At 65.0% G+C, this 20,980-nt stretch carries 17 protein-coding genes; 10 read left to right on the top strand and 7 right to left on the bottom strand.

Annotation, left to right across the window (positions count from 1 at the left end; translation table 11 throughout):
* The first annotated feature begins 211 nt into the window (after nt 1-211).
* The 3 genes from ACYVNQ_RS15170 to ACYVNQ_RS15160 are packed head-to-tail and all read left to right on the top strand — an operon-like array spanning nt 212 to nt 3,072.
* On the top strand, nt 212-970 hold the full coding sequence (locus ACYVNQ_RS15170; protein ID WP_460903318.1) for an acetoacetate decarboxylase: 759 nt from the start codon (nt 212-214) through the stop codon (nt 968-970).
* Between the two features lie 42 nt (nt 971-1,012).
* Nucleotides 1,013-1,795, top strand: coding sequence for a 3-hydroxybutyrate dehydrogenase (locus ACYVNQ_RS15165; protein WP_460903317.1), 783 nt, complete (start codon nt 1,013-1,015; stop codon nt 1,793-1,795).
* Nucleotides 1,796-1,812: 17 nt separating this feature from the next.
* Nucleotides 1,813-3,072 carry a DUF3734 domain-containing protein gene (locus ACYVNQ_RS15160; protein ID WP_460903316.1) on the top strand — a complete coding sequence of 420 codons (1,260 nt, stop codon included), beginning with the start codon at nt 1,813-1,815 and terminating at the stop codon, nt 3,070-3,072.
* A 72-nt stretch (nt 3,073-3,144) separates the two neighbouring features.
* Here the strand turns inward: ACYVNQ_RS15160 and ACYVNQ_RS15155 are convergent, their stop codons facing one another.
* The gene (locus tag ACYVNQ_RS15155; protein WP_460903315.1) at nt 3,145-4,254 is read right to left on the bottom strand and encodes a phytoene/squalene synthase family protein; all 1,110 of its coding nucleotides are present in this window, start codon (nt 4,252-4,254) and stop codon (nt 3,145-3,147) included.
* Between the two features lie 357 nt (nt 4,255-4,611).
* On the opposite strand from ACYVNQ_RS15155, the gene ACYVNQ_RS15150 reads away from it, so the two are divergent.
* Complete coding sequence (locus ACYVNQ_RS15150; protein ID WP_460903314.1) at nt 4,612-5,013, top strand: DUF3597 domain-containing protein; 402 nt, start codon at nt 4,612-4,614, stop codon at nt 5,011-5,013.
* 196 nt (nt 5,014-5,209) lie between these two features.
* Here the strand turns inward: ACYVNQ_RS15150 and ACYVNQ_RS15145 are convergent, their stop codons facing one another.
* Nucleotides 5,210-5,347: a DUF3563 family protein gene (locus ACYVNQ_RS15145; RefSeq protein ID WP_460903313.1), complete on the bottom strand. Its 138-nt coding sequence runs from the start codon at nt 5,345-5,347 to the stop codon at nt 5,210-5,212.
* Nucleotides 5,348-5,453: 106 nt separating this feature from the next.
* Entirely contained in the window at nt 5,454-6,593 is a 1,140-nt protein-coding gene (locus ACYVNQ_RS15140) for a porin (RefSeq protein WP_460903312.1), read from the bottom strand.
* A 398-nt stretch (nt 6,594-6,991) separates the two neighbouring features.
* On the opposite strand from ACYVNQ_RS15140, the gene ACYVNQ_RS15135 reads away from it, so the two are divergent.
* Nucleotides 6,992-7,708, top strand: coding sequence for a response regulator (locus ACYVNQ_RS15135; protein ID WP_460903311.1), 717 nt, complete (start codon nt 6,992-6,994; stop codon nt 7,706-7,708).
* A gap of 5 nt (nt 7,709-7,713) precedes the next feature.
* Nucleotides 7,714-9,189, top strand: a complete 1,476-nt coding sequence (locus tag ACYVNQ_RS15130) for an ATP-binding protein (RefSeq protein WP_460903310.1) — start codon at nt 7,714-7,716, stop codon at nt 9,187-9,189.
* A 134-nt stretch (nt 9,190-9,323) separates the two neighbouring features.
* On the opposite strand, the gene ACYVNQ_RS15125 is transcribed toward ACYVNQ_RS15130, so the two are convergent.
* The 4 genes from ACYVNQ_RS15125 to ACYVNQ_RS15110 form a co-directional block, all read right to left on the bottom strand.
* A complete protein-coding gene (locus tag ACYVNQ_RS15125) occupies nt 9,324-12,299 on the bottom strand; it encodes a mechanosensitive ion channel family protein (RefSeq protein ID WP_460903309.1) in 2,976 nt (991 codons plus the stop codon).
* 622 nt (nt 12,300-12,921) lie between these two features.
* Nucleotides 12,922-14,766, bottom strand: coding sequence for an MFS transporter (locus ACYVNQ_RS15120; RefSeq protein ID WP_460903308.1), 1,845 nt, complete (start codon nt 14,764-14,766; stop codon nt 12,922-12,924).
* A gap of 170 nt (nt 14,767-14,936) precedes the next feature.
* The gene (locus ACYVNQ_RS15115; RefSeq protein WP_460903307.1) at nt 14,937-16,421 is read right to left on the bottom strand and encodes a sigma-54 dependent transcriptional regulator; all 1,485 of its coding nucleotides are present in this window, start codon (nt 16,419-16,421) and stop codon (nt 14,937-14,939) included.
* Nucleotide 16,422: 1 nt separating this feature from the next.
* A complete protein-coding gene (locus tag ACYVNQ_RS15110) occupies nt 16,423-16,656 on the bottom strand; it encodes a hypothetical protein (protein ID WP_460903306.1) in 234 nt (77 codons plus the stop codon).
* A gap of 833 nt (nt 16,657-17,489) precedes the next feature.
* On the opposite strand from ACYVNQ_RS15110, the gene ACYVNQ_RS15105 reads away from it, so the two are divergent.
* The 4 genes from ACYVNQ_RS15105 to cpaB all read left to right on the top strand — a co-directional run bounded on the left by ACYVNQ_RS15105 (nt 17,490) and on the right by cpaB (nt 20,975).
* Complete coding sequence (locus tag ACYVNQ_RS15105) at nt 17,490-17,681, top strand: Flp family type IVb pilin (protein WP_460903305.1); 192 nt, start codon at nt 17,490-17,492, stop codon at nt 17,679-17,681.
* Between the two features lie 102 nt (nt 17,682-17,783).
* On the top strand, nt 17,784-18,320 hold the full coding sequence (locus ACYVNQ_RS15100) for an A24 family peptidase (protein WP_460903304.1): 537 nt from the start codon (nt 17,784-17,786) through the stop codon (nt 18,318-18,320).
* Between the two features lie 260 nt (nt 18,321-18,580).
* Nucleotides 18,581-20,077, top strand: coding sequence for an ATP-binding protein (locus ACYVNQ_RS15095; protein WP_460903303.1), 1,497 nt, complete (start codon nt 18,581-18,583; stop codon nt 20,075-20,077).
* Between the two features lie 76 nt (nt 20,078-20,153).
* Nucleotides 20,154-20,975 carry a Flp pilus assembly protein CpaB gene (cpaB, locus tag ACYVNQ_RS15090; protein ID WP_460903302.1) on the top strand — a complete coding sequence of 274 codons (822 nt, stop codon included), beginning with the start codon at nt 20,154-20,156 and terminating at the stop codon, nt 20,973-20,975.
* Nucleotides 20,976-20,980 lie beyond the last annotated feature (5 nt).

Genomic DNA, 20,980 nt, shown 5'->3' with positions numbered 1-20,980 from the left:
TCACGACGCGCGATATCGATGCATATCGACAATGGACTATCGCGCAATCCACTAAGAATCGGCTAAGACTACGACCTTACAATGAAGCGCATCTAATGCCACTGCGCGTTGCCTACCCTTCACTGTAGTTTTTTGTGATTTGCGTGATACTCGGCACATTGATCGTTTACGATCCCGCTGTGCGTTATGCACTCAACCGACGAGGAGCTTCATGGACATCGAGTCGATCCGCAAAGCCGCCTTTGCGATGCCCGTTCATAATCCCGCCTATCCGCGCCCGCCGTTTCGTTTTCGCAATCGCGAATACTTCATCATCTCGTACGAAACGGATCCCGACGCGCTGCGCGCCGCGGTGCCCGAACCGCTGAAGCCCGAAGACAATATCGTCCACTACGAATTTATCCGTATGCCCGATTCGTCCGGCTTTGGCGATTACACCGAAAGCGGTCAGGTGATCTCCGTGCGCGACCTCGACGGCAAGCTCGGCAGCTACACGCATTCGATGTATCTGGACGATGAAGGTCCGATCGCCGGCGGCCGCGAAATCTGGGGCTTTCCGAAGAAGCTCGCGCGTCCGCGCCTCGCCGTCGACGGCAACGATACGCTGCTCGGCACGCTCGATTATGGTACGCAGCGTATCGCCACCGGCACGATGGGCTACAAGCACAACGTGTGCGATATCGAAGCTGAACAGCACAAGCTCGGGCATACGCCGAACTATCTGTTGAAGGTGCTTCCGCACGTCGACGGTTCGGCACGCGTGTGCGAACTGGTGCGTTTCTTCCTGCGCGACGTCACCGTGCTCGGCGCATGGAGCGGCCCGGCCGCGCTCGAACTGCGTCCGCATGCGCTCGCGCCGATCGCCGATTTGCCGGTGCGCCGTGTAATCGGCGCACGTCACCTGATTGCCGACCTGACGCTCGACATCGGCGAAGTCGTGTACGACTACCTCGCCCCATCGAATCGCTAAGCTCGCAGTCGTCGTCCATCTATCTCTTTTGAGGAACCCTATATGTCGTTGGAGAACAAAGTCGCCGTCGTAACCGGCGCAGCAAGCGGGATCGGTGAACAGTGCGCACGCAAGATGGCCAGCCTCGGCGCCAAGGTGGTGATCGCCGATCTCTCGCTGAAAAGTGCGCAACAGGTTGCGGCCAGCATCAATGAAGGCGGCGGCAAGGCCTTTGCCGTCGAGATGAACGTCGCCGACGAAGACGCGGTGAACCGCGGCATCGACGCAGCCGTCGAGCAGTTCGGCAGCATCGACGTGCTGGTGTCGAACGCGGGCATCCAGATCGTCAATCCGATCGAAGACTTCGCCTTCGCCGACTGGAAAAAGATGATGGCCGTGCACCTCGACGGCGCGTTCCTCACCACCAAGGCTGCAATCAGGCATATGTACGCGGCCGGCCGCGGCGGCGCGATCATCTATATGGGCTCGGTGCACTCGCATGAGGCGTCGAAGCTGAAGTCCGCTTACGTGACGGCCAAGCACGGCTTGCTCGGTCTCGCGCGTGTGGTCGCGAAAGAGGGCGGTTCGCGCGGCGTGCGTGCCAATGTCGTGTGCCCGGGTTTCGTGCGCACGCCGCTGGTCGACAAGCAGATTCCGGAGCAAGCCAAGGCGCTCGGCATCAGCGAGGCCGACGTGGTGAAGAACGTGATGCTGCACGAAACGGTAGACGGCGAATTCACCACGGTCGAAGACGTCGCGAATACGGTCGCGTTTCTGGCGGGCTTCGAATCTGCGGCACTGACGGGGCAGTCGGTTGTCGTCAGCCACGGCTGGTTCATGCAATAAGACATCGGGAGAAGTGCATGAGCAGCGTTACCAACAATAACGCGAACAGTCGGCCCGCGGCATTCGTGCCGACGGGCTATGACGAAATCGCGCTGGTTTTGCAGGGCGGCGGCGCGCTGGGCTCGTATCAGGCAGGTGTATATGAAGGGCTCGCCGAAGCCGGCGTGGAGCCGCACAAGATTGCGGGCGTATCGATTGGTGCATTGAATACCGCGATCATTGCGGGCAATGCTCCAGACAAACGCGTTGAAGCGTTGCGTGGCTTCTGGAACGCGATCTGCCATCCGCGCGGCTGGCTCGACAATCTGTACGCGTGGGCGGCGCCGGATTTCACGCAGCACGATATGGTGCGCAAATGGTCGAGCATGTTCGCGGCCAGCCGCGCACTGACCGAAGGGCAGCCGGGCTTTTTCGCGCCGCGCTATCCGCTGCCGTTGGCCGGCTTCGGCAAGGTGAGCCCGAGCGAAGTCAGCTACTACACCACCGCCGCGCTGAAGGAAACGCTGCTCAGATTCGCCGATTTCGATCGCATCAACGACGGCGGCATCTGCGTGACGGTGGGCGCGGTGAACGTGCGCACCGGCAATCTGACCAACTTCAGCAATCGCCGCGAGCGCCTTACGCCTGAACATTTCATGGCGTCGGGCGCGTTGCCGCCGGGTTTCCCGGCAGTCGAGATCGACGGCGAGTTCTACTGGGACGGCGGCCTCGTGTCGAATACGCCGCTCACAGAAGTGCTGCGCGAATCCGATCAGAAGGACACGCTGGTGTTCCAGGTCGACTTGTGGAGTGCCGTGGGCGGTTTGCCGGGCGATTTCCTCGACGTGTCCGAGCGTGCCAAAGACATCCAGTATTCGAGCCGCACCCGCGCGGTAACCAATATGCTGGCTGAGCGGCAGAAGAACGCGTGTTTCATCAAGGAACTGTTGAAGCACGTGCCTTCATCGGTGATCAAGGCGGATCCGCTGTTCCGTCATGCGCAGAAACTCGCCGACGGCAGTGCGATCAACATCGTGCATCTGATCTACAAGAACAAGTCCTACGAAGGGCACTACAAGGACTACGAGTTCAGCATCGACACGATGGAAGAGCATTGGGACAGCGGCCTCGAGGACATTCGCGGTTCGTTCCTGCATCGCGAATGGTTCGATGTGCCGAGCCGCGACGTCGGCTTCGTCACGCATGACGTGCACCGTCCTGCTGGTAAAAAGCCGGAGTCGGAACGGGAACTGCATGAACTGCGCGACGACGATGCGCAGCGCGAACAGGCGGCTTGATAAATAGCCAGCAGGGATCGCCGCATGCAATGCCGGCGCAGGCCGGCGTTGCATGCAGCGTGTTGAAGCGTTTCAGGGTTGCGGCGCGGCGGCTGTGGTCGATGCAGTTGCGGTCGCCGTGATTGCCGCGATTGCCGAAATACGCGCTTCGATGCGGGCGATCAGCTTGCTGGTCCAGTTGCGCAGCAGCGCATCGGACAGCACCGCCGGCAGCGAGGCCGCCATCATCCGGTACACCGCGCCGCGCTTCACTTTCGATACTTTCGACGGGTCGAGCCACGCGTCGTTATCCACCAGCAGCACCAGCGTTTCAAGGCCTATCACGATCGGCCACAGGCATGCGAGCCGCAGGCGCACCGCGGATGCGGGGATCGCCAGCATGTAGTCGACGGCGGCACGATAGTGTTCGAGCGCCACGCCGAGCAGTTCAGGCAGCATCGGTTTCGCGCGTAACGACGCGGCAGGCGTCAGCAGATCCTGCGGCGTGAGGTTGAAACACTCGAGCAGCACCGACGGCAGATAGCAGCGGCCGATGCGCAGGTCCTTGCCGCAATCGCGCAATACGTTGGTCAGCTGCAGCGCCTTGCCGAAGCGCACGCCACGCTGCACCATCGTGTCCGGCGCTTCTTTCAGCGTGCCCGGCAGATGAGCGTAAGTCATCCGGGTCCAGAACTCGCCGACGCACCCGGCCACCAGGTACGTGTACAGATCAAGTTGATCCCATACGGGCAGCGCGACGATGCGCCCCGACTGTTCGTCAGGAAAGGTGCGCAGGTCGAATTCCATGCCCTGGGTGAGCGTCGTGACGATGTCGCGCACGGCGATGCGATCGGCTTCGCTCAATTGCTCGAGAATCGCGAGCGCCGGCTCGAGCGATTCGAGCAGCAGCTTTTCATCGGATTGCGTTTGCTGGGCGGCCATCTGTTCGGCCATGCGGCGCAAATGCTCCGTTTCGCCGGCCGCGCCGTTCACCGCGGCGCGCAGCGACAGCACCAGCGCGAGGCGTTGCGCGGGCGGTACGAGGGCGGTATCTGCAATCGTGTCCGCGGCGCGCGCCAGCAGGTACGCAAGGCCAATCGGATCGCGCATGCCGACAGGCAGGATGCGCAGTGTCAGATAGAACGAACGTGAAACGCCTTTCAGCAGCGGGCCGAGAAGGAAGGCCCGGGTTGGGGTGGACATGTGTGAAATCGGTCGATGCGGGTCGGGTTATGACGGCTGCCGCATTGTATACGGCAATGCGGACAAGGGCAGTGTAACGGCCACCCGGCGTGGGACGCGGTGGTATTGGCGCAGCCTGCGCCTGGCCCCGAATCCGTTCCGCTCTTGCGGATCGCGCGTCAATTTGTGTTGCTGTCATCGGAGCGGCATGTTCGATCTGCTATCCTTACAAATCGCCAGGTCACGCTTTCATTGCAGCGTTTTTCCGTCCATGCGTGCACTTCGACCCAATCGGCATCGAAGGCCTCGCTGTGGCGCGCACAGCAGTTCGTCTGACCCATCCGCTGTTCACAACTGTCTGTCTTTGTGGAGAAAGCCATGAGCATTTTCAGCACGATACTCAGCAAGATATTTCCCGTAGGTCATCCCGCGGCCCAGGCCGCTGCCGCACCCGCGCCCACCCCTGCGCAACAGGCGGCCAGCGATACGCCCGCCGCCGCGCCCGCTGCCGCCGCTGCGCAACCGGTCGATGTCGAAGCCGTATTGACCGACCTTGCAAAGAGCCATTCGGAGACGTTGAACTGGCGCACGTCGATCGTCGATCTGATGAAACTGCTCGGTCTGGACAGCAGTCTCTCGGCGCGCAAGCAACTGGCCGAGGAACTGAATTTTCCCGGCGACATGAACGATTCCGCGCAGATGAACATGTGGCTGCAAAAGCAGGTCATGACCAAGCTCGCGGAAAACGGCGGCAAAGTGCCGGACGACCTGAAGAACTGACGTTTCGTCCAGCGCAGATACAGAAGCGGCGCCGCGTGAAAACGTGGCGCCGCTTTTTACTTGCGCGCGCAACCACCGGAAACTTCTTCGGGGTCGCGCGGCCAACCGGCAAACGATGCATGCATGGCGTCCTACGCTGCGGCGCTGCGGGTGGTTGCTCAAGTGCCTTGAGGCGCGCTTGATCGCTTCGATCACTTCAATCGCGCGCATTGAGCACATGAATCCGGCGTTCGAGTTCTACGAAATCGGTCGCGCCCGCCAGATAGCGGTCGCGGCGGCGTTGTTCGTTGCTATCGAGCCAGCTGCTGAACTTTTCGATCAGATAGGCAAACATGATGTTCTCCGGTGACTGGGTGAATGAGCTGTCTATGGAGATGCATCGTACTGGCCGAAAATGAGCGGAAAGTGAGCAAGTGCAGGCGCCGCGTATTTTTGCTGTGTCAGAACCGGTGCCGCATGCCGACCGCCACCACCACCTGCTCGTTCGTCGACGACGGGCTTTGCGCGGCAATATCCGCGGTCAGACCCGAGCCGTCGGCTGCAATGTGCTGATACGTGGCCTGCAGATACACGTCGGTGCGCTTCGAGAACTGGTAATCGGTCTGCACCGACACTTCATGCCACTTCGGATGATGGCCGCCGCTCGCAGTGGACAGCGCGCCGTCCGTATACGTGTACTCGCCGCTCACGCTGAGCGCCGGCATGATCTGGTAGCTGGCGTTGACCTCATAGTTGCTGAAGCTCGCGCCCTGGCCGTTTTGCACGAGGCCCAGACTGTTCGGGCCATTGATCATATCGAGCCCGCCCAGCTGCGTGCGGGTCCACACCGCACCGAAGCGCGCCGGGCCGACCGCATACGCGGCGCCTACGCCGTAGGTGCGCTGCAAGGCCGCGATGAAGGTGCGGTCGGTCAGCGTCAGCGCGCCGTTGGTGTTGCTGTTGCTGCCGGCGTTGTTCGCCTGGAAGTAGCCCGCGGCGATCTGCAACGGCCCCACGCTATACGAAGCGCCGAAGCTGTACAGCCGGTTGTTGTCGAAACCGGGGTCGTTCGAAAAGCCGTACAACGCGCCGAACTTGATACCTGCGTACTCGTTGCTCGCGTACTTGATCGAGTTGTTCACACGAAACGAGTTGTTCAGGTTGTCGTTGTCGTACGGGTGCGCGGACAGGTTGTTGCCGCCCGGATGCATGCCGGTGAAGCTGGTCGGCGCGAGATAGTCGACCACCGAATCGTACTGGCGCCCGAGCGTGATCGTGCCGAAGCGCGAATTGGCGAGCCCCACGTAAGCCTGGTAGCCGAACTCGCGGCCGCCCTGGCGCAGCGAGCCGTTCATCACACTAAAGCCGTTCTCGATCTCGAAGATCGCCTTGGTGCCGCCGCCCAGATCCTCGCGGCCGATCAACCCCCAGTGGCTGCCCGTCACGTCGCCGCTGCCGGCCTGCCACGCGCTATGGCCCTTGACGTTATTGGTGTAGAAGAGTCCGGCATCGATCAACCCGTACAGCGCAACCGACGATTGAGCCTGCGCCTGGCAGGCGTATCCCGCCGCGCATGCGGCAAGGATGACAACGCGCTTCATGATTTCCCCTGTTCGAAAAGCGGTCGCACCGGCACGCGTGCCGCGGCACGCCGGATCAAGCGGCGAGCGGCGGCGCAGGTGCACACTGCGCGGATCTACGGCAGACGGGTTGGCTGGGCCGCTTCAAACGTCGGCTGGCTGTGCCCTGACGAACGCCCGCACGTACCGGCTCGCTGCGGCCTGCAGCCACGCTTTGCGGGCGTCGCTGAAAGCCGTGGAATCGGCGTGCTATAGTCGTTCTTAATGAGAATGATTGCGATTTGCGCGGTAACTTTAGCCGCGCAATGTAATGGCAATGTGTTGAGCCGGCCCGCTTTTGTAATGGAATGTGTTGGCGCAGCCGGCGCCTTGCCGCCATACGTGCGCGAAGCGCATCCAGCAAGAACCTGATCCCAACGATGGACCACATACTCGTCGTCGACGACGATCCGAATATTCGCCAGTTGCTGCGCGACTACCTGCACGGCATGGGCTACCAGGCAAGCGCCGCCACCGGCAGCACACAGATGAAACAGGTCTTGCGCACCGCGCAGGTCGATCTGGTGGTGCTCGACCTGATGCTCGAAGCCGAGGACGGGCTCGACCTCACGCGCGAATTGCGTCGCGAGCACGACGTGCCGATCATCATCCTGAGTGCGCGCGGCGCGCTGCTCGATCGCATCGTCGGGCTCGAGATGGGCGCCGACGACTACCTGCCCAAGCCATTCGATCCGCGCGAACTGGTCGCGAAAATCAAGACGGTGCTGCGTCGCGCACGTGGCACGCCACGCGCGAATCGCGGCGAACGCAGCGCGTTCGTCGGTTTTGCCGGCTGGCGGCTCGACACGCGGATGAAGCAGATGTTGTCGCCCGATGGCGTCGTGGTGTCGCTCGGCGGATCCGACTATCGCGCGCTGCGCACGCTGCTCGATCATCCGAACCGGCCGCTGTCGCGCGAGTTTCTGCTCGATCACGTGTTCGGCAAGGAGCACACGCCGCTCGATCGCTCGATCGACGTCTGCGTGAGCCGCCTGCGTCATCATCTGAAAGACGAGGCACGCAGTGCGGGGCTGATTCGCACGGTGCGCAACGAAGGCTACATGCTGGTGGCGGACGTCGTGTACGAGGCGCAGTAGCGGCGATGAAACTGCGTCTGTGGCCCGACACGCTGTTCGGGCGGCTGGTGATGATTCTCGCGATCGGCATGTTCGCGGGGCAGTTGCTGACCAGCACGATCTGGTTCGATACGCACGAGAACCGTGCGCTCGAGATGCCGGCGCGGCTGTTTGCGAACCGTCTGGCCGATTCGATCCGGTTGCTCGAGCGTGCGCCCAGCGATGCCGCGCGGCGCGTGCTCGCGCAACAGCTCGGCGACGAGCATTTCCATTTGCAGGTGATCGGTGCGCCTTCTGCAGCGCAGGCGGCTTCGGCGGAGCGCGATCTGCCGGTGGTCGAGCGCGCGGTCGGCGACCTGATTGGCGATGTGCTGCAGCACCGGCTCGGCGAACCGGTCGACGTGCGCCTGCTCGACGTGCAACTGCGCGATCGCGAAGGCGACCACACGGGGATTCTGACGCTGTTCAATACGAACATGCCGACTGGCGATTTTCATCTGCAGGTGAAGCTGCCGTGTGGTGCAAGCAGTGCAAGCAGCGCAAGCGGTGCGGCCGTAAGCGGCGCCGACGACGCGAACGATACATGGCTCGACGTGCGCGCCAACGAAGGGCAGGCCGGCCTGCAATCCGTGCCGCGCTCGCTGGTGCTCGACTACCTGGTGCGGATCTATCTGATCCGACTCACGGCCGTTTGCCTGCTCGCGTTCGTTGCAGTGCGTTTCGCGGTGCAGCCGCTGCGGCAACTGGCGAAGGCAGCCGACGCGCTCGGCCGCAACATCTACCGCGCGCCGCTGCCGGTCACGGGCCCGATCGAAGTGCGCAGCGCGGCGCAGTCGTTCAATTCGATGCAGCAGCAACTCACCGAAAGCCTCGCGCAGCGCACCCGTTTTTTGACAGCGGTGTCGCACGATTTGCGCTCGCCGTTGACGCGTCTGCGGCTGCGTGTCGAGATGCTGCCCGACGCGCAATGGCGCGAGCGGCTGCGTGCCGATATCGACGATATGGAAGCGATGGTGCGCACCACGCTCGATGCGGTGCAGGGCGTCGAAGTGACCGAGACGCGGCACGACATCGATGTCGATTCGATGCTCGAAGGGCTCGCTGAAGATGCGCGCGAAGCGGGGCATGCGGTAACGGTCGAAGGCAGTGCCGGGCGGCCATTGCCCGGTTATCCGCGCAATCTGAAACGCTGTCTGCAGAATCTGCTCGACAATGCGATCCGTTACGGCGAAAGCGCGACGATACGCGTGACCGATGCCGGCCGCAGCGTGCAGATCGTGGTGAGCGACCGAGGCCCCGGCATTGCCGATGCGAAGCTGCTCGAGCAGGTGTTCGAGCCGTACTTCCGGATCGCGGCGTCGCGCAACGAGGCGAGCGGCGGCACCGGGCTCGGGTTGACGATCGCGCGTAGCGTGGCGGCTGCACACGGTGGCACGCTGACGCTGCGTAATCGCGCGGAGCGCGGGCTCGACGCGGTGCTGACGCTGCCTCGCGAGGGATGAGCGCAGCGCCGGCGCAGGTGATATCAGGGATCGGAAACCGCGCAACCCACGCAACCCACGCAACCCACGCAACCCACGCAACCCACGCAACCCACGCAACCCACGACCTGCGCCTGCGCCTGCGTCCCCGATCTTTAATGCGCCGCTGGTTTCCGAGGCGCCGCGTCTCTGCTACCGTCCGCCCCTGACCGATCGTCAGGGCGGTTCACATCGCCGCTGCCCGCTGCGTTGTCCCCGTCGTCGCGATCGTTTGAATCGTCGGCGTCATTCGCCTGCCCAGCGCGCGCGCCGTGCCCATTCAGCGCCGCGCCTGGCTGCCAGCCGTCCGGCGGCACCACGACGGTACGCTGCGGATTCGCAATCTGGATGCCGCGCGCGCTGAACTGCTCGAAGATGCGGCGGTTGAATTCGCGCTGCACGCCCCAGCGCCCGCTGTCGCGGCACTGCACCTGGCCGGTCAACGTGAGCGCCGAGCCGTCGACGCTGTCGACGCCCCAGAACGCGAAGTCCGACAGGATGCCGTCCTTGAACTTGTCGTCGGTGCGCAGGGCGGCGCCGATTTCCTTCAACGTATCGATCGCCAGATCGAGATCCTGGCCGTATGCGATGCTGACCTTGACCGCTGCATTGCCGAGCCCGCGATTCGTATTGTTCACCGTCGACACGGAACTGAACGGCACCGTATAAAGCGAGCCGTCGCCGCCGCGCAAACGCACGGTGCGGATCGACAGATATTCGACGGTTCCCGATACACCGGCGAGCGTGACCCAGTCGCCGACCTGCATCGCGTTTTCCATCAGCAGGAAGATGCCGGTGATGAAGTCCTGTACCAGCTTTTGCGAGCCGAAGCCGAGCGCAACGCCGAAGATGCTGGCGCTCGCCAGCAACGGCGCAGTGTTCACGCCGAGTTCGCTCAAACCGGTCATCACCACCACCAGCGCGATCACCACGAACAGCGCGCTGCGCAGCATCGGCAGCAGCGTGCGCAGGCGCGCGGCGCGGGTCAGATCGCCGCTCGCGGTCCAGCGTTCGAGGCGCTGCTCGACCGACACGTTGGCCACTTCCCACACGAACAGCGCGAACACCGCCGCGACGAAAATCGTGGCCAGCGCGGAGGCAAGCCGATGTCCGACCGTGCCGCGCTGGAAGAATTGCCAGACGTCGACGTGCCATACCTGCAGCAGCACCAGCACGGTGATCGCCGCGATGATCGCGTACACCACACGGCGCAGCAGCGGGTAATAGCGGTACGCATGCTGATGGGCGAGCGAGCGGTCCGCGTCTTCGTCGCGATGGAACAGCCGCCCGAGCGCGCCGAACACGACGATCGACACCACCCGTGCGGCGATCAGCACGCCCACCGAAATGCCGCCCAGATGCAGCAGCGTCTCGTAGCCGTTCTGCACGTCGAGCGCCCACACGAACCACAGCGCCATCACGATAAACACCGCGATGCCGGCCCACAGGTCGACGAAGCCTTCGCCGAGCCACGTGATCGGCCGGTTGTTTTGCGCGCCGTCGCGCACCAGTGCGGCGATCGGCTTGCGGCATTGCAGGATCATGATCGACAGCAGCACGTGGCCGGCCAGCGCGACGAGTTTCACCAGCGCGGTATGCGCGGAGTCGGACAGGCCGAGGGCGAGGGCCGTTTCGACCAGCGCGGCGCCACCGCCGATCGCGCAGACGATCCACACGATCCAGCGCTGCACGAAGCTCGCCCAGGTGTCGGGCATGCGCAGCAGGCGCAGCGCCGGCGCATCCGGCTGCAGGAAGAAGCCGCCTGCAATCGCGATCGCGCGGCACAGCACGTAGAGGTCGATCAGCGTGCTGAGCGCGCGGTCTTGCGGCGTGCCGTCGTCGGCGAAGATCGACATCAGTACGCTGGCCGCGGCGACGAATACGGCGAGCGGCAGCAAGCGCAACAGCAGATGCAGCGCGGCGCCGGGGAGCCGCTGCAGCAGCGTCCAGTGTTGCGCGGCGTTGTTTTTCGCGCGGGCTTCCCTGGCGTTTTGCTGGCTGGCGGTGGCCGGGGAGGCGGTGGGGTTCGCGGTGGGCGACGGGATTGCCGCGGCTGGCGGCGTGCTCATGGTGGCCGTCGAAGCCGTGGACCTTGATGCGGTAGAAGCCGCGGCTGACGCTGCGCTTGCGGCCTGCGCAGGGGCGAAACCTGCGGCTCGTGCGGCGGCCTCGTCGTCTGCGTCTTCGGTGGTTGTGTCAGCGGCGTTGGCGGTTGCTGCGATTGGCAGCCCGGTTTGCGGCTGGGCGGTTGACGGGCCTGGTTTGGTCGTGTCGGTCTGTGTCGAGGCGCTGGCGCTGCCGGTTTGGGTTGCCGGCTGACGCGAAGGTCCGGCGGCGCTGCCAGATCGCGCTGCGGCCTGAGCCAAAGGTCCGGCAGTGCTGTCGGCTTGCGTCGCCGCTTGAGCCGAAGTCCCAGCCGTAGCGTTCTGCGTCGCTGTCTGCGTGGAAGCCGCAACTGCGCTGCCCAGTGGAGCAGCCTCAGCCAGATGCCCCGTCGTGTCCGCACGCGCGCTCGCATACCCGTGTTCGCGATGCGAGCGCCGCGCTGCAATTGCCTCGCGCGCGCGGCGCAGCAGCCGGCGCGCAAGCCATTCGAGCGCGAGCGCCGGCAGGATCGTCGCGAGGATCGCAAACAGGATCGACGCAAGCCTTGCGCGTTCCTGTGGATTCATCACTTCGCCGCGCCACCAGTCGCGTACCGACGCGGTGTCGAGCAGCACGCTCAGCGAGCGCTTGACCGACGCGGCGCCTTGTCCGAGCCAATGTGCGCCTTGCCGCGCGAGCTGTGCGGCAAGGCCGTTCGACTTGAATGCGAGCGGCGCGCTCGCCGCCGCGGCAGCAGATGCGGTAGCGGGCGCGGAGGCCGTCGCCGGCGGTGCAGCAAGCGCACCGGCTGCGGCGATCGCATGCAGCGTGTCGGTTACCTGTGCGCGGCGTTGCGGATCGTTCAACACGTCGAGGGCCTGGCGGGCCTGATCGGGCGTCAGCGAGACGGCGGGGCGCGACGCGGCGGATGGGGTGCCCGCAGGCGCGGCAGCAGGGGCGGCTGCGGCAAGCGCAGGCAGTAGCAGGACGGCAAGAAGCCAGCTCAACAGGGGTTTCAATAGTTTGCGCATGGAGGACGGGGTGCGGCGGCGTTGCGGCGCCGGGCGACGGGATCCGATGTAAGTAGAAGAAGAACGATGGTCAGACGTGAATGTAAAAACGACAGCATGCGCGCGTGCAAGTTCCGCCTGGAGGGCGCAAACCTTGGTCGGAATTGCAATTGATGTGCCTGACGGCGTTATGGGAGGCCGAAGGCGGTATCGGAGGGCGCGGCGCGCTTTCAGGCGGGCCGAGGGTCTCGCCGATGCGCGACGGGCTCGCAGGCGGGCAGCTGTGTCGCGAGTACGCGGCAATCTCGCGCACACGCGGCGGCAGGGGCCGGACAAAGTGGCACTCTACCAGACACGATCGCCGAAGCCTCTGCCGCAGGAACAAACGGCCTTTCGATGCGGATGGAGGCGCAGCATCTCGCATGGCACGCCAATGTTCCGCAACCCGCCGGCGCAGCGCCACGTGCCCATCTGCGCGTGATTGGCAACGTCGTGCACACGGCGCTCGCAGTATGTGCCTGTGCCACCGCACGCAAGCGGGCTTGCCGCTGGCTACGCAGCATCCCGCGCGGAGTGCAGATGGCCGGGAACCCGCGCCTCGCGGCGTGGCGCGACGCGCTTACTTGCGTGTGATCGTCAACGCCGCGCACGCCGCTGCGCAAAACGCGCTCACGGCACACACCAGCGCTACCGCGCGAAATCCTGCGTCGATCGCATCGGCGTCGGCGCGGGCCATCACCGCGTCGAGCGGTGTCGCGGCGTTGGCCGCGAGCTTTGCGCCGACTGCGCGGCCTGCGCGCGCCGTGTGGCCCACATCCGGTGCATCTCCCATCGGCGGCGTGTGGCTCACATCCGCGGCATCTCCGGCGCGCGGCGCGTGGCCCACATTCGCCGCATCTCCGGCGCGCGCCGCGTGGCTCACATCCGCCGCATCTCCCACCGGCGCCGCGTGGCGCGCGCCCACCGCATCTTCCGCGCGCGCGTCGTCAACGACAGTGTCGTCGCCACCCGGCTCGAGCGAGCGCCCCAGCGCACTCGCCTGATGCGGAATATGCAGCGCATCGAGCCGCGCGGCCAGCGACGCCTCATGCGCCCACGTGAACACGATGCCCAGCGCCGCGACCGCCACGAGGCTCGCCACCCGCGCCACCGCGTTGTTGATGCCCGACGCGACACCCGTGCGGGCGGCCGGCACCGAAGCCATCACGGTGGTCGTCAGCGGTGTGACCGCGAGCGTCATACCGAGCCCAATCAGCGTCAAGGCGGGAAAGAACCCGCTCCAGTACGACACGTCGCCAGCATGCGCGCGCGGCAGCGCGAACAGCGCAAAGCCGAGCCCCGCGATGCAAGGCCCCGCGATCAGCAGCATGCGCGGCCCGCTGCGGTCCGCCACGCCGCCCATCACACGCGACAATCCGCCGATGATCACCGGCAGCGGCAACAGCGCCGCACCGGCCTCGGTCGCGGTATAGCCATGTGCGCGGATCAGTGTCAGCGGCAGGAAAAACAGCGCGCCGCCCAGACCGAAATAAAGCAGCAATGTGACAAGATTGGCGCCGCTGAAGTCGCGCGATTGAAACACATCAAGCGGCATCATCGGCTGCGCGCTGGCCGCTTCGAGCGCGACAAAGCCGACCAGCACCAACCCTCCACCCGCTACCGACGCGAGCACCGCCGGCTCTGCGAAGCCGTGCGCCGACGCGCGCGTCAAGCCGTACGCCAGTGCGCCGAGCCCGACTGCGGCGAGCGCGGCGCCGGCCCAGTCCATCCGCTGAGGCGCGCCGCTCTGGCGGCTGTCGGGCACGGCCAGCAGAGCCAGCACGAGCGTGGCCGCGGCGACCGGCAGATTCAGGAAAAAGATTGCACGCCATGAAAACGCATCGACCAGCCAGCCGCCCGCGACGGGCCCGAGCGCCGACGTGATCGCGCCGAATCCGGCCCAGATGCCGATCGCGCGGCCGCGCTCGGACTCGTCGAAGACCGCGCCGAGAATCGACAGGCTGCCTGGCACCAGCAGCGCCGCGCCGATACCTTGCACGGCGCGCGCCACGATCAGCGCGGCCGAGTTCGGCGCGAAGCCGCATGCGGCCGATGCGAGCGTGAATAGCACGATGCCGGTCACGAAGATGCGGCGCCGTCCGAAGCGGTCGCCGAGCGCGCCGCCGACCAGCACCAGCGACGCCAGAAACAGCAGATACGCATCGACCACCCACTGCATCGCCGCGACGCTCGCGCCGAGTTCGTTCTGCAGCGACGGCAGCGCCACGTTGACCACCGAGCTGTCGATGAACGCCATGCTCGAACCGAGGATGGTGGCGGCAAGCGCGAGCTTCTTGCGGCGGCATGGGCTGACGCGGTCAGTGGGCTGCGCGCCGATCACGAGTGCGTCGCAGGGGCCGGCCTGGGCCGGGGCGGCGGCAGGCCGATGTTCAGGTCGGGGTGCGGGGAGATCGGAGTCAGCCAAGTTCGCGTCCGTGCCGGTGTGCGGGGGTACGCACAAGCATAGCAACGGCGGGGCAGCCTCGCAGCGAGTCGAACGGGGAGGGGCGGCGCATCCGTCGAAACCGGACACGCGAAGATGCAGCGCATCAGCGCATTCAACGCATCAACGGATTCCGCAGCCTCCCGCCACCTTCACCCCGCCGATGCCGCCGCCGCAGGCAATTGCCCACCGGGCTCATCCTCCGTGGGGTCGTCGCCGGCATTCGCCGCATCGCCGCCGCTCTCCTGGCGGCGCATGCGGATCTGCCGCATCGAATTCACGTCGGTCTGCATCCGGTTCGCGTTCATCAGCCGGTACAGCGTCGCACGCGACACGCCGAGGTCCGCAGCCGCGCCGGACAGGTTATGTCCATGCCGCCGCAGCGCTTCTTCGATCGCCGCGATTTCGGCCTTCATGCGAATTTCGGCCAGCGTCCTGGTGCGTTCGGCCGAAGCGGCCGGCAAGCCGAGATCGGCTTCGGTGATAAAGCGCCCCTCGGCCATCACGACCGCGCGGCGCACGCAGTTGATCAGTTCGCGCACATTGCCGGGCCACGCATAGTTCGACATCGCGACCATCGCGCCGCTGGAAAAACCGCGAATCTTGTGCGTGCCGTCCTGCTTGTACATGCTGAGCGCGTAGTCGGCCAGCAGCCGGATATCGCTGCCGCGCTCGCGCAGCGGCGGTTCGTCCAGACGCAGCACGCACAACCGGTGATACAGGTCCGAACGGAAGCGCCCATCGGCCACCGCCGCCTCAAGATGCACGTGGGTTGCCGAGATCACGCGCACGTCGACCTTGATCGACGCATTGCCGCCCAGCCGTTCGATGGTGCCTTCCTGCAGAAAGCGCAGCAGCACGGCCTGGCACTCGTGCGGCATATCGCCGATCTCGTCGAGGAACAGCGTGCCGCCGTTCGCATGTTCGATCCGGCCGATCTTGCGCTGTAGCGCGCCGGTGAACGCGCCGCGCTCATGGCCGAACAGCTCGGCCTGCAGCAGCGTGGGCGGAATCGCCGCGCAATTGATCGCCACGAAACCCTGGTCCTTGCGCGCCGAGCAATCGTGCACGGCGCGCGCGGTGAGTTCCTTGCCGGTGCCCGACTCACCGGCGATAAACACCGGCGCATCGGTCTGCGCGCATTTGTCGAGACGCCGGTAAAGCCGCTGCATCGCGTCGCAATGGCCGACCATCCCGTGCTTGCCGAGCGACGGCTTCGGCGCCACGCTCGCGCGCCGCAGGTTCGACAGCCCGTGCGCATGACCGAGCGCGAAGATCAGCCGTTCGTTCATGCACGGCTTGGTCACGAAGTCGAAGCAATAGTCGAGGATGAAGCGGCTGGTCAGCTCGTCGTCTGCGCGGCCCGGTGCGATCTGCGCGATCCAGTGGGTTTCGCTGTTCTGCATACAGGCTTCGAGCGCGGAAAACTGCTGCGCGGTGCAGTCTTCAGGCAGATCGATCAGGCCGACCTTGATGTCGCCGCTGCGTTCGAGCAGGCGTTCGGCGGCGCTGGTGTTCTTCGCGTGCAGCACGTTCCAGCCGGAGGCCATCAGAAAGGCCGCGAGGCTTTCGTCCGGTACGGGCGAAATACAGAGCACATTGCGCTCGTTGGTGAGTGGTGCAGAAGTGGAACTCATGTTACCCCCGGTTTGGATGTTGCCCTTGCGCCGCGGCAGCGTCGCAAGACCAATGTCCTTCGACTTCTACTCTCATCTTGATAACGGCTCGTCTTTGCGAACCTTTTGCTGCCTTCATCTGACTTGCGTGCGGCAGCGTACGAAACCGCAACGCCAGTTGCTGCCAGGTGCCGCCGCTTGCCAACTGCTTGCCGGGATTGGCCACCTTATCAAGCTTGTATGCCGTGACAGGCATGGACTTATCGTCGCACGAATACGGCATATGGAGCAAAAGATAAATGAAAAGCAGCCGGCGTTTGAATCAGCAGAAATCATGATCGGGTCTACCCCGCCTGCGCGCGCGGTCTGGCCGATTCATCGATGAACGTGGCGCAGCCTTGCCAGGCAAGGCTCGTGTGCTTTCGCGTATCGGGCGCGGAGCGTTTTGGCCACGCGAGTCGACGGCTGTCTCAATGTTGCGACAGGTTTGGCCGGGCATGCCGCGCAGTATGCGGGACCACACGCAGCACGGCATTTTTGACCTCAAACCCATAGCCAGCGCGGCTCACGCGCCTGAAGAAAGTTCTTTTTACCGCCTCAAATGCACGCTGGAACGCGTATGCATAACGCTTAACAGTGTCGCAAAAATGTTTCTGGTGCGAAACGCGCACACCGCGCAGACCCCGCCAAAGCATGTGCGCCAGCTAACAGATCACGGCGCGACAAGGGTTTGATGCCTCATGGCACACCCGTTGCAATAGCGATGTCACGAGGAATTCGTTGCTGACGGCAGGCGCCAGACAGAGGCCGACCGGCAGCGACAACGGGGACTTCGCGATCGTGGCCGGGGATTGCCAATACGGTCGTGAGGCGGCGGCGGGGCCAATTGGGGGCGGACGTCAGCAGAATAGTGGGGCGAATGGTTCGTACGGGGTACGGATCATTCGCCACCACAACGACGCAGCCAGAGGCATTGCCGATTGTGGTCCATCCGGTTTTTTGCCGGCGGACCTGAAAAGCCAAAGCGGGTATCTAAAAAGCACGCAGCGGCATGTTTCGGTAGTTCCACTTCACCTACGGGGGTTAGCAATGAAGAACGCAATTCAACAATTTCTGCAAGACGAAGAAGGCGCAGCGGCAGTCGAGTACGGCCTGCTGGCCGGTCTGATCTCGGTGATGATCATCGCCGGCGCGACCTTGATGGGCACGAACCTGAAGGCCCTCTTCAATACGATCGGCGGCGTGCTCGGCACCGCGTCGTCCAACGCGACGACCCGGTAACAGGGCAAGGCACGGTCCGCACCGCCCGGCACGCCTCGCGGCTGGTTGGCGAGGCAGGGCGGTGCGGCCGGCCCGACGATCATCTTGCACAGCGGAGTTTTCATGGACAGCGTTTTCTTTCCAGTTGGACCGTGCGTGCTTGCGCTAGTCGCGCTAGCTGCCGCATGGGACTGGCAAACGCGGCGCATTCCGAACTGGCTGGTGGCGAGCGCGCTGCTGGTGGCGCTGCCGGTGCAGTGCTGGCATGGCGGCTTCGGCGGCCTGCAGGTGTGGTTGACGGGTGCGGTGGCCGGCGGATTGATGTTGCTGCCCGGTTACCTGTTGCGGATGGTCGGTGCCGGTGACGTCAAGTTGATGGCCGCGGTGGGCGCGCTGTGCGGCGCCACGCTGGCAGTAGAAGCAGCAGTCGTAGCTTCGGTGGTGGGCGGGGTGTGGTCGTTGGTGATGATGTGGCAGGGCAGGCAGCTTCGCGCAGGGTTGAGCAATACGTTTTCTCTGCTGTGGACGATGGCAGGCGGGTTCCGGCAGAGCGGCGCGCAGAACGGGGAAGTACGCGCGTCGCTCGGACGGATGCCGTTCGGTGTGGCGATCACCGCCGGCACTGTGTTCACGGTGATGACGAGCGTAGCGGGTCGTTGAGCAGGCGAATACGGCAAGCCGTCGCAGCACGGCGCCACCAGAAAAGCATACGGGGAAGTACGGGGGAAGCAGTAGACCAGATGACCCAAGCCTCCACAGAGAGGCTCAGGTCACGGTGGCGCGGGAACTCAGCAGGTGAACCCAGCGCGGCAAGCAGGTGCAGGAACCCAAAATAACAGCGGCTCGCGTGCACCGCACGCGGACGCAAACAGGCAGCACAGGCCAGTCAACCAGAGCTGGGCAGTTACGGGGGAAGTCAGATGAACAACGCTCACGGACCGGGCGAGGTTGTGTCGTGCGACGACGGTGCGCACGATCGGACAGTCACGCGGCGCGCGCCTTTGCGCGTGAGCCAGACCGGACTCGATCTGCCGTTTCTGGCCGAACTGACCGCGAAGGCGGCGGCAGTGGTCGGCAAGGTGAGCCTCGCGCAGCTGGTCGAGCGCCTGAAGCTGCCGATTCCGGTACTCGACGAAATCGCGGGCTTCATGATCCGCGAACGCCAGCTGGAAATCGTGCATCGCGGCGCGGCCGACTTCGACGTGCACTATCAATTGACCGACGAAGGCCGGGTCCGCGCGATCGGCTATCTGGCGCGCTGCTCGTATGTCGGCCCCGCGCCGGTCACGCTCGATGCCTATAAGGATGCGATTGCGGCCCAGTCGGTGAACCGCCTGCGGGTGTCGCGCCCATTTGCCCGGGCCGCGCTCGCCGGCCTGACGATCGGCGATGCGCTGATCGACGAACTGGGCGGCGCGGTGAACTCGGGCCGGCCGATCCTGTTCTACGGCCCGGCGGGCGGTGGCAAGACCCATCTGGCGGAATCGCTCGCGAAGCTGATGCCCGGCACGGTCGACGTGCCGTACGCGCTGCTGATCGATCGCGCGATCGTGCAGGTGTTCGATCCGCTGATTCACGTGCCGGTCGCCGGGCATACGGTCGGTCACGCTGTGGGGCAAAGCGCGGGACAAACCGCGGGACAAACCGCGGCGCAAACCGCGGCACAAACCGCGGCACAAACCGCGGCACACGCCGCCGGCGCACCGTTCGCCGCACCTGCCGACCGCCGCTGGCAGCGCTGCCGCCGTCCGGTGGTGATGGCGGGCGGCGAACTGACGCTCGACATGCTCGAGTTGCGCTACGACGAAAGCAGCGGCTTCTACCAGGCGCCCGGCCATATGAAGGCCAACAACGGCCTGTACATCGTCGACGACCTCGGCCGCCAGCGCGTCGCGCCGCAAGAACTGCTGAACCGCTGGATCGTGCCGCTCGGGCGCGGCACTGAAACGCTGGCGCTGAACAACGGCGCGCGCTTCCAGCTGCCGTTCGACGTGCGGCTCGCATTCTCGAGCAACCTCGAACCCGGTCAGCTCGGCGACGAAGCCTTCCTGCGCCGCCTCGGCAGCAAGGTGTACGTCGGGCCGCTCGCGCAACACGAATATCAGACGCTGTTCGAGCACTGCTGCCGCGAGCTGGGTGTGCGCGCCGACCGCGACGCATTCGAGCACCTGATTCACCGGCTGCACCAGCCGGCCCGCAAGCCGCTGCTCGCGTGCTATCCACGCGATCTGCTGGGGCTGGTGGCGGCGCACGCAAGTTACCGCGAGGAGGCGCCGGTGGCGACGCCCGACACGCTGCAGCACGCCTGGCACAGCTATTTCGCGCGGACTGGCGAGGCCGACACAGCCGAAGCCGACCGGCCGTCGCCGCGCCATGACCAGCCAGGCGAAGTGATTCACCGGTTTGCCACCGCCTGATCGGGCGCATCGATCACGACATTGACCACTACATCGACCGCGCCGCTTCGCAGCGGGTCGAAAGCCGGAGACCGAAATGAACAACTCACGTGCGATTTTCATATTGCTGCTGGCGACCGCCGCCGGCCTTGCCGCCGTCGTGTTCGGCTCGCGCTGGATGGTGTCGCAGAACTCCACGTCCACCGGCAGGGTGGTGGTTGCCACCGCCGACATCAGCCTTGGCCAGCGCCTGACGCCGGACGTGCTGAAAGTGGTCGACTGGCCGGCGGGCAGCGTGCCGGCAGGCTCGTTCGTCGACCCGCAAAAACTCGATGGCCGCGTGCTGAAGGAAAGCACGCTGCGCGGCGAGCCGCTGATCGAAGCGAAGCTGTCGCCGGTCGGCACGCTCGGCGGACTGTCGGCGGTGATCAACGAAGGCAAGCGCGCGATCACGGTGCGCGTGAACGACGTGATTGGCGTGGCCGGCTTCGCGCTGCCGGGCAACTACGTCGACATCATCGTCAATACCGAGAAAGACCCGAATACGCAGCGCGACCAGCACATCTCGAAGATCGTGCTCGAAAAGATTCTGGTGCTGGCCGTCGCGCAGGAAGTCGGACGCGACGAGACCAAGCCGAAGGTCGTCGATGCGGTCACGCTCGAAGTGTCGCCCGACCAGGCAGAAAAGATCGACCTCGCGCGCAGCATCGGTTCGCTTTCGCTGGTGTTGCGCAACCAGGTCGATCCGCAGGCGACTTCGACGCTCGGCGCGACCCGCGCCACGCTGCTGAACGTCGCGGCGGCCGTACCGGTCCCGGCCAGCGCGCCGGAACGCGTGGTGCGGCGCGCGGTAGCGCGCGAGCCGGCCAATTGCGTGCGGGTGATCGTCGGCGGCGATGCGACGAAGGAATGTTTCTGAGCGGG

The organism is Paraburkholderia jirisanensis, from assembly GCF_054782355.1.
This window is presented reverse-complemented; position numbering and strand designations above follow the sequence as displayed.

What these genes read in the sequence shown, in the direction of transcription:
- ACYVNQ_RS15170 (WP_460903318.1), top strand. Translation starts at nt 212, where the DNA reads ATGGACATCGAGTCGATCCGCAAAGCCGCCTTTGCGATGCCCGTTCAT.
- ACYVNQ_RS15165 (WP_460903317.1), top strand. Translation starts at nt 1,013, where the DNA reads ATGTCGTTGGAGAACAAAGTCGCCGTCGTAACCGGCGCAGCAAGCGGG.
- ACYVNQ_RS15160 (WP_460903316.1), top strand. Translation starts at nt 1,813, where the DNA reads ATGAGCAGCGTTACCAACAATAACGCGAACAGTCGGCCCGCGGCATTC.
- ACYVNQ_RS15155 (WP_460903315.1), bottom strand. Translation starts at nt 4,254, where the DNA reads ATGTCCACCCCAACCCGGGCCTTCCTTCTCGGCCCGCTGCTGAAAGGC.
- ACYVNQ_RS15150 (WP_460903314.1), top strand. Translation starts at nt 4,612, where the DNA reads ATGAGCATTTTCAGCACGATACTCAGCAAGATATTTCCCGTAGGTCAT.
- ACYVNQ_RS15145 (WP_460903313.1), bottom strand. Translation starts at nt 5,347, where the DNA reads ATGTTTGCCTATCTGATCGAAAAGTTCAGCAGCTGGCTCGATAGCAAC.
- ACYVNQ_RS15140 (WP_460903312.1), bottom strand. Translation starts at nt 6,593, where the DNA reads ATGAAGCGCGTTGTCATCCTTGCCGCATGCGCGGCGGGATACGCCTGC.
- ACYVNQ_RS15135 (WP_460903311.1), top strand. Translation starts at nt 6,992, where the DNA reads ATGGACCACATACTCGTCGTCGACGACGATCCGAATATTCGCCAGTTG.
- ACYVNQ_RS15130 (WP_460903310.1), top strand. Translation starts at nt 7,714, where the DNA reads ATGAAACTGCGTCTGTGGCCCGACACGCTGTTCGGGCGGCTGGTGATG.
- ACYVNQ_RS15115 (WP_460903307.1), bottom strand. Translation starts at nt 16,421, where the DNA reads ATGAGTTCCACTTCTGCACCACTCACCAACGAGCGCAATGTGCTCTGT.
- ACYVNQ_RS15110 (WP_460903306.1), bottom strand. Translation starts at nt 16,656, where the DNA reads ATGCCTGTCACGGCATACAAGCTTGATAAGGTGGCCAATCCCGGCAAG.
- ACYVNQ_RS15105 (WP_460903305.1), top strand. Translation starts at nt 17,490, where the DNA reads ATGAAGAACGCAATTCAACAATTTCTGCAAGACGAAGAAGGCGCAGCG.
- ACYVNQ_RS15100 (WP_460903304.1), top strand. Translation starts at nt 17,784, where the DNA reads ATGGACAGCGTTTTCTTTCCAGTTGGACCGTGCGTGCTTGCGCTAGTC.
- ACYVNQ_RS15095 (WP_460903303.1), top strand. Translation starts at nt 18,581, where the DNA reads ATGAACAACGCTCACGGACCGGGCGAGGTTGTGTCGTGCGACGACGGT.
- cpaB (WP_460903302.1), top strand. Translation starts at nt 20,154, where the DNA reads ATGAACAACTCACGTGCGATTTTCATATTGCTGCTGGCGACCGCCGCC.